The sequence below is a fragment of the Pseudomonas promysalinigenes genome, from assembly GCF_014269025.2.
GTDB classification, from domain to species: domain Bacteria; phylum Pseudomonadota; class Gammaproteobacteria; order Pseudomonadales; family Pseudomonadaceae; genus Aquipseudomonas; species Aquipseudomonas promysalinigenes.
In genome coordinates this window covers 1,928,194-1,940,948 of the sequence record NZ_CP077094.1, presented here as the reverse complement: position 1 = coordinate 1,940,948, position 12,755 = coordinate 1,928,194, and the positions used below count along the sequence as shown (strand labels likewise).

The window sequence follows — 12,755 nt, the reverse complement described above, 5'->3', positions numbered from 1 at the left end:
TCAGCATCAGAGGTAGGTGATGGTCAACGTGTACTGACTGTTAAAGCTGCCAACTGGCTGTACGCTTGGGCTATTCAATCTTGGTTGAAAGCGCACGCCTAGCGTGTTGCTGCCAGCTTTGAAGCTCAGGGATCGGGTAGTACTGAAATTCACCGCGGCGCCGGTATCTGCCCAATTGCTGACCATGGACAATCCGGCCAAGGTAGTTGCTGAAATACCCGCTGCATTGTCGACAACGCTCTGCGTGGGCGTGAGCTTCACCGTAGCCTGAGTGGCAGACTTACAGGAAAGATCGATATAAGCCGTTTGACTTGCCGCAGAAAAATCGGCGCTGGACAGCGTGCCAAATTGAAGATTTGCAGCATCGGATGAAACCAGGCTACAGGCGGGATTCTCGACCGTGTAGAACATTACGCCTGCGGTAATACTGTCCGAATAATTTTCCCAACCCAAGGATGTGGCGAATAATCCATATATGAATACATATTTTCCAGGTTTGGTTCCTGCCACACCCTTAAACACGACCACGGTCTGGAAACGGTAACCTACTGGCAGAGCTGTGCAGGTGACAGGCAAACAGACGCCTGCAGTAGTCCCCATTCCCCCCTCGCTCACGCGTCTACCATTAGAACCCACCTCGAACTTCGGTCCCACTGGACTTTGGGTATAGCCTGAGGTGTAGCTGAGGTTCAGGCCTATCGGATATCGCCTGAGGACCTTACAGTCCAACAGAATGACAAACGAAATATCCTGTCCCGGGCTAACGGCGCCTAAGTCCTGAAAGCCAGGCGCACCAGCGGGGCGGGTGCATTGCACGTTATTTTCGATGAATGCCTGAGCGGGGGCAGAGAACAAAACCGCTAAGCAGGCCAGCACTAGCATGCCCAGTGTGTGGCGGGTATCCGGCAAGATCATTTTGATGCCACGGTAACTCATGATTCGTTTCCTCTCGCTGCCGTTTCAGAGCCGCCAGGGCAGCGCATAGTTATTTGCTCAACACCCTCGCCCTTAAGTGCGAAATCATTCAGATCGACCGTTGCCCGACACCAGGTTTTTCCATCCACATCCACGGTGAGCGTCGAGTGCTCGGGCACGCCCGTCATGAACACTCGTCCGTTATCCGCAACCATCGCCGAACTGATAAGTGTGCCGTCCTGGTCATAGAGGTTTGCTTGCGAGGCGAATGGCGCCAACGCGCCCTCAGGCGTTGCCAACTTGATCAACAAGCGCCTGCCATTCCGTGTCTCGAAGTTGGCAATCACGAAGGCACCGCGAGTCGGTACAACGTCCTGGACCAAGTTACTGATGTCGGTCGTGTCCGACAGCGTGTCGGTGTTGAGCGACACTTTGTTAGACCGGTAAGGCTGGGCCGATGGCAACACCGTATAGCCCGAGCTGTTGGTGCGCACGCCTCTTCTGGCGCGAATACCCACCCCTTCGGCGCCGGGTGTCGAGACGATGATGTTGGTTTCACCCAACGGCTGGGTAAACATGAAGCTGTCGCTAGTTGCAACCAGCCCCCCCTCCACGCCGTAATCGAGTTGTGTGACGTTCTGATCGGAGGTATATGAACCGTGCCACACCGCGTTGGCCGCACTGTAGCGTGCGGCCAGCGAGGCTCCGGTCAGCTGATCACCTTGTTGTTTGCGCTGGTTCAACCCTACGTTGTAAGTCAACGCGTTATCTTCCAGCACCGAATCCGACATATTGATGTTATTGCTGGCATTGCCCAGCGAGTCATGGCTTGCGCCCGCGCTAACTCGTCGCGATGAACTCACGCCCCCCAAAGGCAGGCTGACACCCAGTGAGATACTTTTCACCGACTGCCCTGCTCCGCTGGTCTGCGCCAGCCCTAATGTGTAGGAAGCGCTGCCCACGCTGAAGTTGTAACCCAGTTGCACGGATGTCGAACTTTTTGCCTGGTTCCAGTAACGCGTCTTGCTGACGTTGGCGAACAGGCTGCCGTAAGTGCTGAACTGCTGGGATACGTTGGCGGTGAACGCACTTTTCATATGGCCGGCAAAGTAATCCGAGGCCACTAGCGCGCTGCCCAGCAGATCATCGTCATAGCGGATGCCGGCAGTAGTGGCCCGCAGGTTCACTGCCTCGTTGAAGCTGTAGTAGCCCGCCGTTGAGTAGCGGTAGCCCAGCAGGCTGAAGTTGGTGTCGGTCGTTTCGATGGATTTAGAGTAGCGAAAACGATAGGACTGCCCCGTTGCAGGCTTGTCCTTGAGCCCTTGGGTGACCGCGTGGGTGACATCCACCGACACGGCCCCGAAGCCTTCGATATCCTGCGCCACACCAAACAATGCCGAGTGATAGTCGGCACTGACGATACTGCCGGCCAGCAGCGTGGTGCCACTGGCAATGCCTCTGCGGTAGCTGGCCTGGGCGAACATGGGTTTGGGCAGGTCCGTCGAGGTGCTGGCAGAGCGGTACTGGCCGAGCGTCAGCTCGTAGCTGTGCTGCCCTTCACGCAGCATGTAGGGTACGGACGAGAACGATTGCGTATAAACCTGGCGATCACCATTGGGCCCTTCGACGGTGACTTCGATATCACCGTTGCTGGGTGTGGAATACAAGTTGCGCAGCGCGAACGGGCCAGACGGCACCCATTGTTCGCTGATGACATAGCCACGCTGACGCAAGGTGACCAGGGAGCGGCCGTTGGCGATCCCACGAATGACCGGCGCGAAGTTCCTGGCGCTATCAGGCAGCATGTCCAAGTCCGTGGCCACACTGACGCCGCGGTAAGAGATGGTATCGAACAAGTCGCTGCTGGTGCTGCCATCACCCACGGTCGCGATGGCCATGGTATCGCCGAGCGCACGCTGGACGTAGGTGTCGACCGATTTCCATTCACCGCTGGTGGCGCCGTTTTTCTGATAGGTCGAAAAGTTTCTGAAACGCCAGGCGCCGGCATTGATACCGCTTTGAACGCTGCCAAATTGCGACTCTTGTCGGCTCCTGGTGGTTTCCTGATGACTTGCGCTCAAGGAATAGTTGGCGAAAGCCACACGCTCGCCGTCAGACCAGTGTCGGCGACGGACCTCCAGTGGCACCTCGCCGATGAAAGCTTGAGGGACCTGGATATCGAGTTGTTGTTTGCCGAAGACGTAGTTATACGTCACACCTGCCAAAGAACCGCTGAAGGCCACGCATTGCGCCTCGTACAGCGAGGCCTTGGCCAGCCGCTCGGCATCGACGCCCAGCTCCTTGAGCGACTCGATGGAAAAACACGGAAACAGCCCAGTCATGGTTTTCGGCTGATCGGAAGGCTCCCGAATGAATCGAACCTCACGCTCATCAATTGCCTTGCCATTGACGGTAAGCCCAATCTTGTACACCCCAGGTAGCTGCCCTTCACTGAGCGCACTGACTTGAGCCGCTACCGCATCGCCGCCGCGGCCGCCACCAATTTCCAGGAAGCTTGGGTCGAAACTGAACTCAGCCTGCACGCTGCAGGTGTAGAAAGTGAAAGTGAAAGCAGACATGCGCACAATAGGAATACGGCGCAGCCAATTGTTCGTGCGCCCTTTTCGCATGTCGGACTCCTTGGAATGGGCTTTTTACTGCGAAGCCAGTGTTACGGCCGAAGCCTCGACTGCACTGCCGTATTCATTGATGTAACTCATGGTCAAGCTGTCACCTGGTTTCGCTTTGATAGTTGCAGTGCCGCGCTGACCGGGCGTAATTACATCCGGCAGCCCTTTTTGTTCTTGACCGTTAATCACCAACTTGCTGACGACGAGGTGGTAGCGCGACGGGTTCTCGAATAAAAGTTGGCCATTGTGCGAAGACCAGACCATGCCTTTGGCGGCATCGATCAAGTTGCCAGGTAGACCCTCCGGGCGATAAAACATCTTGATACTGGTCTTGATCGCGATCTGTAGAACATTTTCCCTGCCCGGATCATTACTCTTGGCCGGGATCGCTTTGACGTTGACCGCGAATAAACTTTCCCTGTCGGTCGGTAATTGCTTGGTCTGTACAGCCATGATTCTCAGCATGTTCTGGCTGCCCGGATCCAGGCGGAATAACGGTGGCGTTACGATAAACTTCTCGGTCGCTTCGTCCGTACCATACTCACTGACCCATGACTGGATGAGATAAGGGATACGGTCATCCACTGTATTGGTGACCGACAGATTGGCTTCCTTGTCTTTGCCTTGATAAATGACGCGGGTGGCGCCTACGTTCACACCGGCGTGTGCCAGCGTGCTGGACAGGCAGAAGACCACCGAGGCCAGCCTCAACAACTTGCGTTTCATGTGCTTGCGCTCCTTCGTACCAGAGCGCTCGCCAGTGCGAGGCCCTGGTACCAACCAAGACTTATCGATAGGTGATATCGAAAGTCGCCACGGCATTGACACGACCAGTACCGATGCCACGTGCGGTCACATCGCCATCGGTGCCCACTGTGTCTGCAACAAGACGAACATACGACGCGGTGAAATCGAACGTGTTATTGGAGGGGCGCAGGGTGTAAGCAGTGCTTTCAGTGTTAAGCGGCAGTTTGGCGCCAGTGCGAGCGTCGGCGATCTGGATACCCAGGCCCGATACTTGATTGCTGCCGACCATGCCAAGCACAGTCGCATCCGTTGCGGCAGGCTGGCCGCTGAACTTCACGGTGGCGTTCTTCATGGTCGGCCCGCTGCAGTTTTCCAGCGAAATGCTGAACGGCGTGGCTTCTACAGTGGACAGTGCACCGACAGTGTTGGGGAAGTCCGCGATACGCACTTGGCCCATATCGACAGCCTGGGTAACGCTTTGGCTGTTGATGGTGCAGGCGTTGTCGTTGACTACACCGGTGAATTCAATCTGGCCATCTGCTGCATGCACAGCAGTCATCATGAAAGATGCCAAAAGAGCGGCGCAGGATATTGCGGGATATTTGATAGAACGTACAAACATGAGAGGCCTCGCTTATTGGAGTGATAGAGCCCCTGCTGACATCCGCGTTGATTAGCAGGGTGGCGCTACTATCGCTTTCGAGGCGCGGCGCTGACATAAGACGAGTCTCAAAGCTGAAATCTGGGCTGCGAAGCCGGCGAGTTGCATGGGGGCCTTTTTTGCACAAAGCGAATCGGCTTCATAGTAGGCCCAAGCGCTGCGAATTATATTGTTCTGCGCGCCTGAGCCCGTGTAGCTGCGGGCTCAGAGGTGGGGATGATGACCGCCGGACTAATTGGGCTGAACTTTGCTGCTGCTCATGGCTTCCTCTGCATACCGAGCGCAGCAACGACTGACAACCCAAGGCTCGAATCACAGGGGAGAGAACATGATCGATCCAGCTACAGGCATGAAACCGGGTGAGCGTTACCGCGTCGATAACGTTGAGCGCGCCCATCAGTTTCCAGGCTTTTTCCAAGATGGAAAGTATTATCTAGGCCCCGAGCTTCTCACCGCCGTTGGATGGCTGGAGGGTACGCGCTTCATCTACGACAGCCTGGATGCCGAAGGTGAACCGGTGTTTCCAAACAGGGAGGCAGGGACAGTCGAGGGGCTGACATTGACCCTGGTCGATGGTACCGCGCTTGGACTCTCATTGGTCGAGCCCGACGAGCTGATAATGCCACTCGACAAGCCAATTGCCTCTGATTCAAAGCACGCTGCGGTCGATAAACCGAAGTGTGTCAGGGCACCTACGGCCGGCAAGTGGGTGGTACTCGGTGCGGCGGCGCTTGGGTTCTTGGCAGGATTGGTTATTGCCCGCGCCGGCCACGGAAAACACTGACACTCGGCACACGGTTATGGACGGCTCCCGCGCCCGAGGCTCGGTCCATAACCGGTGTTCAAGGGCTGGCTTGCCCCTACTGGGCATGGTTCAACGACTGGTACCAGTCTGCATATGGGGTAGATTCAGCCAGCTTGCGATTGTAATCCGGGCTGCCGTCGCCCCACCAAACCGCCCCCCTCTCGCCCAGGCCGACTTTGGCGGCGTTCACTCGCGACCGTGCAGACGCCAGCATGCCTTCGTCACCTGCGCGCTTGGCATTTTTGACATCACGGCGAGCATCCATTAAGTCATGTACGAGGCGTTGCCGCTCTGTCTCACTCAGGCTGGGATTGGTGCAGCGCCAGAGCCGCCCTTTTACCACGAAGTAGCGCCCATCGGGGGTCTTGGGGTACACAGATTCACCTTGTAAGGCTTAAGGAGATTCAAATCGAAAAAACACAAGTCGCCTATGCCCATGAGAGGCCGTAGAGTCGCGATTTCAAGTGCTTTTTAGAAAGCGAAGCGGTGGCCAAGTTGGCGATCAAAGGGTGCGCCGCAGCCAACTAAAGCTTGAAACGCACATGAACACAGCTTTTGTCATCCTGGCGATCAACTGCCACCGCCGCACCGCCATACCCTGAATAGCTCTTGACCAGACGCATACCAAGCCCTGTTCCCGTGGGCTTGGGGTAATGATCAGGAAAGCCGTCCCCCTCATCGCGTACGGTGAGTAATGCATCGCCACCCATATGCTTGACGATGACCTCGATCGAACCCTTGCCATATTTGAGCGCATTGGTGATCAACTCGGAGATCACCAATCCCAATGGGGCCATCCTTTCGGGCGGCAAGACAAAATCGTCCGCATCCAGAGAAATGTGTCGGTCGGCCAACGCCTTGCCCAGATCACCCAACAAAGCGCCAAGGTACTGAGGGGCGCGCACATCTTGATCTTCAGCGGCCTGGTAAAGGCGCTCGTGAACGCTGGCGATGGTAACCACGCGCCCTGCGGCGGTTTCGAGCTGCAACTTCACCGCCGTATCCGGCGTCAGGTTGGCTTGCAGTAAAAGCAAGGTATTGACCAGGTGAAGGCTGTTTTTGACTCGATGGTGTATTTCTTCCAAAACCAGGTCGCTGCGACTTTGCCTGTTATTCTGAGCCTCAATAAGCGAAAGCAGTTGTGCTTCGTAGAGATGCCGCTCAGTGATATCCCGTGATACGGCGATGACACGCTCGACCTTGCCGTCTGGACCGAGGATCGGCGCAACGGTGACATCCCAAAACTTAGGTTCATCGGGAGCGATGGGGCAACTCGCTTCAAAGCGCACGGTTTCCCCGGCGCAGACTTTGGCCACCGCCTCCCCCGCAATCGATCGCGAAGCCTCGGGCCATAGGTCATACCAAGGCTGGCCTTTGACGCTGGCCAGGTCAGTATTCATAAACTTAAGCCCGGCTTCGTTCATGAACTCGATCTCGCCGTTCGCGGTGAGGATCTCCACCCAATCTGGGCTCGCATTCAAGATGGTTTCGGAATAAGGATCGGGAACTGGCGCGTCTATGCCTGCCGATATGCGTTCGACAGCCATGGAGATCACGTTGGAGATGCCTTCAAGGAATACCAGATCGCTTTCGACGAAGTCATCCCCGTTGCTACTGTCTGCTTCGAGTACGCCGAACGGGCTCAGCACACCTCGGATCGGAACGTTTATAGCCCGTTCAATCCCATACTTCTTCAGCAAATCCGGTGTGCGAAAGCGACTTTCCATCCCCAAATGATTCGAGAGCACTGGCCGATAAGTCGCCAACGCATAACCGGCAGGGCTTGCCGCGTCCGCACCCACGGTCGCTTGCCCGATGTCATCAGCATCCCAGCCAACGCCGTGAGTCAGAACAAAGCCGTCCTCATCCGCCGGTTGCAGCACTTTGGAGAAGCGAGTGCTCATGCCTTCAGCCACCACTTCACAAGCATGGGTCAACAATTGGTCCAAGTCTGTAACTTTCAAAGACATGACACCGAACTCGACCACCAGCTCATGTTGACGGTGCAAGCGCGCATGAGTCTTCTGCAAGGCCGCTCGGATGGTTTCGTCCACGGGTTGCTGCATAGTATTTCCTACTCAATCAACGGGGAACGCGCAAAACCGTTCCCAGCAAGAAAGCGGTTCGCTTGCCACTCCCTAAGATAGCCGGTAATCCGTCAAGCCGCATTGCACTGGATAAGGCCTTGGATCAACGGACCCAGGCGTTCGCACTCACACCCGCTGGAGCGCTTGTGCCTTGGATTTCTATCGCTTGTGGGCTTCGTACCACGCCAGCAGCGGCTGTACGCTCAAACCATGCACCAGAATACTCAAGGCCACCACGCAGAGAACCAAGTTGATACTTTGCCCAGCCAGCGCTGGCGGCAGCCCATGATTCAGGGCGTAGAACAGGTAATAGAAGCTCCCGATGCCGCGGATACCGAACCAACCCAAAAGCCCTCGCTGCCGAAGCGTCAACACACCTGGCCGCGGGAACAGCAAGACACTCACTGGCCGGATTACCACAAACAACGCAGCGGCGACCGGCACTGCTCGCCAGTCCCAATGTTCGATGAGCACCACGCCGAGCATCGTGACAAGAAACACCTCCATTGCTCGCTCGATCAAGCTCCCGAACGCCAACATGTCACCCAACATGATCCCTGCCGCCACCTGCGAGTCAGCGAGCGCTTGCACATCCCCTTTCAACGCACGCTCCGGCGCCGCATGCTGATGCCCTACCACAGGCTGGACAAGATGCTCGGCCGCTGGGTCTTCTGGGTTACTGGAAGTCTGAACTTCGGCCTGGCGTAAACCCAGACCTGCCGCGAACACCGCAAGAAAACCATAAGCCTGAATAATCTCGGCGCTCACGTAAGCCAGTGCGATCAATGCTAGCGCCAGATAATCATTGGGCGATACGGTGCAGTCATCGTTGCGCAAACGTAAGTACAGGGTAAGCTTGCCCAGCCCACGGCCCATGAAGTAGCCAAGTAACAACCCTGCAGGCACGGCCCAGAGCATATCCTTGACCAACCACTCACTGAACCACGGCTGACCGGATGGCTGTTGCAGGAACAAGCCAAGCATCACGAAGGGAAAGGCCACACCATCGTTGAGCCCAGCCTCACCAGAGAGGCTGAAACGCACCGGATCACCATCCTGGGCATCGGCGACCTGCACCAAGGTGGCAAGCACCGGGTCGGTGGGTGCGAGAATCGCCCCAATCAGAAGCGATCCACCCCAGCCCAGTTCAAAGCCGTAATGCAGCAACAGCGTCACACCCGCGATGCAACTGAGCATCACCGGCCCTGCCAGATAGAACGCGCTCCACCATCGGCGGTCGCGCAACGGCAGGCGCAGCTTCAAGCCGTTGAAGAACAGAGAAAACAACACTGCAACTTCGGTGAGATGCTCCATCCAGCCACTGGATTCGCTCAGGTCAAGCTGAAGCAGGCCCAGCCCGGAGGTGCCCAAAAACATGCCAAGTCCCAGACACACCAGTGATGATGTTACAGGGACCCAGCGCAAATACGATGAAGAGAGCGCCAGCAGCAGCAATACTGCGCCCAGCATGGCGAACCAGACAATGAACGTCATCTGAGCAGAGGCCTTCAGAGATTCATGCAATCATTTTCCAAGCGCAAGCCGCACATCTCGCGCGGCGAAACCTGCCGGGCTCAGTTATTAACCCAACACGCTTAGCGTTTGAGCCTATCGCTGTTTCGAGCCGTTTTCTGCGCCGTGGAATCATGAGCAGTGCCGGTGGACCCATCAGGGCGGTGAGCATCGTTGTCGCGCTCCTGCTCACCTTGGGTGTTGGTTTGCGAAGTTTCTTTTTGCGTTTCGCTACCCTTGTTCATAGGGTTCTCCTCAACGTTGTCTATGAGTAAAGGCAGTCAGGCAGCGGCCAAAGTTCAGGGCAATTGCATCCGTGGAGATAGGCGGCCACCAAGGTGAAGCCCCTGTTAGACCCACTACTCATCAAGTAAGCCGTGTACGTGATAGCACTCTGCTCACTAGGCCATTCACAAAGGGTCGATGTTCACAACGCCAATATGGGCATTGGCGACTGCGCGCGTAATCCTTATCTGTCTGCTTTGTAGCCATTGCACCTACAAGTACAGCGCATTGCCGTGACCGCGCGCGATGCCGACCATGTCCTCATCGCCAGGCACACCGCCACCGCAACGAGGAATCCCAGAATGGCCAGAAATACCGACAACTGCGCCGATCTGTAGTGACCGAACACAACCGCCCCCAGCACGACGACACTGCCCACCGACGCTTCGGCGCCATTACGGCCCACAAGCGGCCGCGCCGTTGGCTTGCTGGGCGCCATGTTCATCCGTGCAACCGCGAAGAATTTCATCACACGAGAAGAGGAAACTGCATGACTACTTTTCGATACGGCGACCGCTCCCAGGCGGTTCGGCACCTGCAGCGCAAGCTCAATGACAGAGGCGCCCAGCTGATGGCAGACGGCTTCTTCGGCGATGCCACCGAAGCCGCGGTGAGGGCCTACCAGGTCAAGGCCGGTCTGGTCGGCGATGGTATCGCCGGGCCGAAAACCTTGGCTGGCCTGCAGGGGCTGGACACCGGGAAACTCCTCAAGCACGCGGACCTGCTGCAGGCATCACTGCGCCTGGGGGTGGCTGTGGCGGCGGTGTACGCGCTCAATGAGGTCGAATCCAAAGGGTTCGGTTTCCTGAGCAACGGCAAGCCAGTCATCCTTTTCGAGCGGCACGTCATGTACGAGCGCTTGCAACTGCCGCGCACGCCTGCCGACGACCAGCAGCAGCTGATACGGCGCACTTTGTTGCTTGCCAAGCAGGCGCCCACTCTGGTCAACCCGAAGGCCGGCGGTTACATCGGCGGAACCGCCGAGCATCAGCGTCTGGCCCAGGCTTGTCGGCTGGATGAACTGGCGGCGCTGGAGTCTGCGAGCTGGGGCGCGTTTCAAGTCATGGGGTACCACTGGCAGCGCCTGAATTACTTGAGCATCCACGACTTCGTGGCGGCGATGAACCGCAGCGAAGCGGACCACCTTGAGGCCTTCGTCCGCTACATCGAGGCCGACGCCGACCTGCTCAAGGCCTTGAAGGCACAGCAGTGGGCGACGGTCGCCAGGCTGTACAACGGTCCCGACTACCAGCGTAACCTGTACGACGTGAAGCTTGAGCGTGCCTTCGAGCGCCACCAGAACCTTGCTCTGGTAGCCGCGTGATGGACCTGCGCAACAGCTTGCTAGGAGCGGCGTTGGCCGCAGCCACCACGGTTGGCGCGTGGGGGTGGTGGCAACGGACTCAACTGTTGGTGGAGCAGAAAAACGCCGAGGGTCTGACGCAGCAGCTAGCAACCGCCGAGACCGAAGCCCGCCGCAACCGCGCCACCGCCACAGCGCTGCAATCTACCCTGGAGCACGAACGCCAAGTGCAGGCGCAGCTGCGCAAACTCCAGAGTACCCTGCGCACCGGCCTGGCCGAGCGCGAGCGCCTGATAGAGAGCCTCAAGCATGACAACGAAACACTGCGAAACTGGGCTGATCAGCCTTTACCTGATGCTGCTCGCCGGCTGCGCGAGCGCCCCGCTATCACCGGAGCCGACGCTTATCGTCAGTGGTTGTCCAGTGGTAGTGCCGTGCCAACTGCCGGCGACCACGCCGGGAACGAACGGCCATCTGCTCAGTGACCAGGAACGCACGGAACTAGCTTGGGCCGAGTGCGCGGCTCAGGTGGACAGCGTGTACCAATATCAGGTGAACCACCAACCCCGATAGCCTGAGCGAGGAACTGATGAAGAAAGTGCCCGGCCTCAAGATAAACCCCGCCCGGCTGCGGCGTGGTTGGTCGATCATAAAGGTGAAGAAAATCCCCTGAGTTCAAGCGCGGAGCTGCCTGCCTGGTGCTCGATCAAGGCTACAGCCATGCCGAAGCGGCCCGTTCGCTCGGCTTGGTCGAATCGGCCCTACGCCGATGAGTTAATCAGCTTCAGCAGGAGCGCGGCGGCGCTACGCCGGCCAGCAAAGCGTTGACGCCAGAGCAGCAAATAATCCAAGAGTTGGAAGCCCGGATCACGCGCCTTGAACGCGAGAAATCGATACTAAAAAGGCCACCGCGCTCTTGATGTCGGAAGATCTCGAGCGTACGCACTGCTCCGCCAGCTCAGCGACCATGAGCCCGTTGATTGTTTGTGCGAAGTGTTAGAAGGCACTCGCTCTAGTTACTACGCACATCGTCACAAAAGGCGAACTCTGGACGGTGAATGACTACGGTCGCGTAGTCGAGTGAATGGGTTGTTCACGCGAGGTCGAAGTGCGCCCGGCAGCCGTACCATCATGGCAATGATGCAAGAAGAGGGTGAGCAAATCGGGCGGTTCAAGGTACGCAGCCTGATGCGAGAGCTGGCGTTGATCAGCAAGCAGCCAGGATCACATGCGTACAAAAAGGCCACCGTGGAGCGGCCAGATATACCGAACACCTTGAACCGAGCGTTTGATGTCGAAGCTCCAAATCAGGTCTGGTGTGGAGACATCACTTACGTCTGGGCACAGGGCAAATGGCACTATCTGGCAGTTGTCCTGGATCTCTATGCACGCAGAGTGGTTGGCTGGGCCTTATCAGAAAAGCCGGATGGAGACCTGGTGGTCAAAGCGCTGCACGTCGCCTACGAACAACGTGGAAAGCCTCAAGGACTCCTGTTCCACTCTGACCAGGGATCGCAATATGGCAGCCGTCAGTTCCGCCAGAGACTGTGGCGCTACCGCATGCGCCAGAGCATGAGCCGCCGAGGCAACTGTTGGGATAATGCACCGATGGAGCGAGTCTTCCGCAGCTCGAAATCAGAGTGGATACCGACCAGGGCTACCTGACCGGGCAGCAAGCTCAACGAGACATTGGCCAATACCTGATGGGCCACTACAACTGGATCCGGCCTCATCAGTTCAACGATGGGCTGGCTCCAGCGAAAGCAGAAGAAAAACTCAAAACCGTGTCCGGGATGAGTTGACCACTACA

10 protein-coding genes and 3 pseudogenes are annotated in these 12,755 nt (G+C 57.4%); 5 read left to right on the top strand and 8 right to left on the bottom strand.

Annotated features, from left to right (window positions below):
• Nucleotides 1–6: 6 nt before the first annotated feature.
• The 4 genes from HU725_RS08875 to HU725_RS08860 form a co-directional block, all read right to left on the bottom strand.
• On the bottom strand, nucleotides 7–936 hold the full coding sequence (locus tag HU725_RS08875) for a fimbrial protein (protein WP_186476918.1): 930 nt from the start codon (nucleotides 934–936) through the stop codon (nucleotides 7–9).
• A complete protein-coding gene (locus tag HU725_RS08870) occupies nucleotides 933–3,545 on the bottom strand; it encodes a fimbria/pilus outer membrane usher protein (RefSeq protein WP_186476917.1) in 2,613 nt (870 codons plus the stop codon). Before HU725_RS08870 ends, HU725_RS08875 begins: the two co-directional genes overlap by 4 nt.
• A gap of 24 nt (nucleotides 3,546–3,569) precedes the next feature.
• Nucleotides 3,570–4,271 carry a fimbrial biogenesis chaperone gene (locus tag HU725_RS08865; RefSeq protein WP_186476916.1) on the bottom strand — a complete coding sequence of 234 codons (702 nt, stop codon included), beginning with the start codon at nucleotides 4,269–4,271 and terminating at the stop codon, nucleotides 3,570–3,572.
• 61 nt (nucleotides 4,272–4,332) lie between these two features.
• The gene (locus HU725_RS08860; RefSeq protein ID WP_186476915.1) at nucleotides 4,333–4,914 is read right to left on the bottom strand and encodes a fimbrial protein; all 582 of its coding nucleotides are present in this window, start codon (nucleotides 4,912–4,914) and stop codon (nucleotides 4,333–4,335) included.
• 367 nt (nucleotides 4,915–5,281) lie between these two features.
• On the opposite strand from HU725_RS08860, the pseudogene HU725_RS08855 reads away from it, so the two are divergent.
• A pseudogene (locus HU725_RS08855) lies at nucleotides 5,282–5,558 on the top strand (SDR family oxidoreductase); the annotation flags it as partial.
• Nucleotides 5,559–5,813: 255 nt separating this feature from the next.
• Here the strand turns inward: HU725_RS08855 and HU725_RS08850 are convergent.
• The 4 genes from HU725_RS08850 to HU725_RS08835 all read right to left on the bottom strand — a co-directional run bounded on the left by HU725_RS08850 (nucleotide 5,814) and on the right by HU725_RS08835 (nucleotide 9,602).
• Nucleotides 5,814–6,134 (bottom strand): hypothetical protein, encoded by a 321-nt coding sequence (locus tag HU725_RS08850; RefSeq protein ID WP_060480462.1) that lies wholly within the window; start codon nucleotides 6,132–6,134, stop codon nucleotides 5,814–5,816.
• A 148-nt stretch (nucleotides 6,135–6,282) separates the two neighbouring features.
• A complete protein-coding gene (locus HU725_RS08845) occupies nucleotides 6,283–7,824 on the bottom strand; it encodes a sensor histidine kinase (RefSeq protein ID WP_186476914.1) in 1,542 nt (513 codons plus the stop codon).
• 180 nt (nucleotides 7,825–8,004) lie between these two features.
• Nucleotides 8,005–9,339 carry a cation:proton antiporter gene (locus HU725_RS08840; protein ID WP_186476913.1) on the bottom strand — a complete coding sequence of 445 codons (1,335 nt, stop codon included), beginning with the start codon at nucleotides 9,337–9,339 and terminating at the stop codon, nucleotides 8,005–8,007.
• Between the two features lie 101 nt (nucleotides 9,340–9,440).
• Nucleotides 9,441–9,602, bottom strand: a complete 162-nt coding sequence (locus tag HU725_RS08835; RefSeq protein ID WP_186476912.1) for a hypothetical protein — start codon at nucleotides 9,600–9,602, stop codon at nucleotides 9,441–9,443.
• 530 nt (nucleotides 9,603–10,132) lie between these two features.
• Here HU725_RS08835 and HU725_RS08830 point away from each other — a divergent pair.
• From HU725_RS08830 to HU725_RS08815, 4 genes and pseudogenes are all read left to right on the top strand, one after another.
• Nucleotides 10,133–10,966, top strand: a complete 834-nt coding sequence (locus tag HU725_RS08830) for an N-acetylmuramidase domain-containing protein (protein WP_186476911.1) — start codon at nucleotides 10,133–10,135, stop codon at nucleotides 10,964–10,966.
• Nucleotides 10,966–11,334, top strand: a pseudogene (locus HU725_RS08825) (Rz-like lysis system protein LysB); the annotation flags it as partial. The gene HU725_RS08830 and the pseudogene HU725_RS08825, both read left to right, overlap by 1 nt.
• Nucleotides 11,255–11,518, top strand: a complete 264-nt coding sequence (lysC, locus tag HU725_RS08820) for an Rz1-like lysis system protein LysC (RefSeq protein ID WP_217872380.1) — start codon at nucleotides 11,255–11,257, stop codon at nucleotides 11,516–11,518. The pseudogene HU725_RS08825 and the gene lysC, both read left to right, overlap by 80 nt.
• A gap of 122 nt (nucleotides 11,519–11,640) precedes the next feature.
• Nucleotides 11,641–12,747, top strand: a pseudogene (locus tag HU725_RS08815) (IS3 family transposase).
• Nucleotides 12,748–12,755 lie beyond the last annotated feature (8 nt).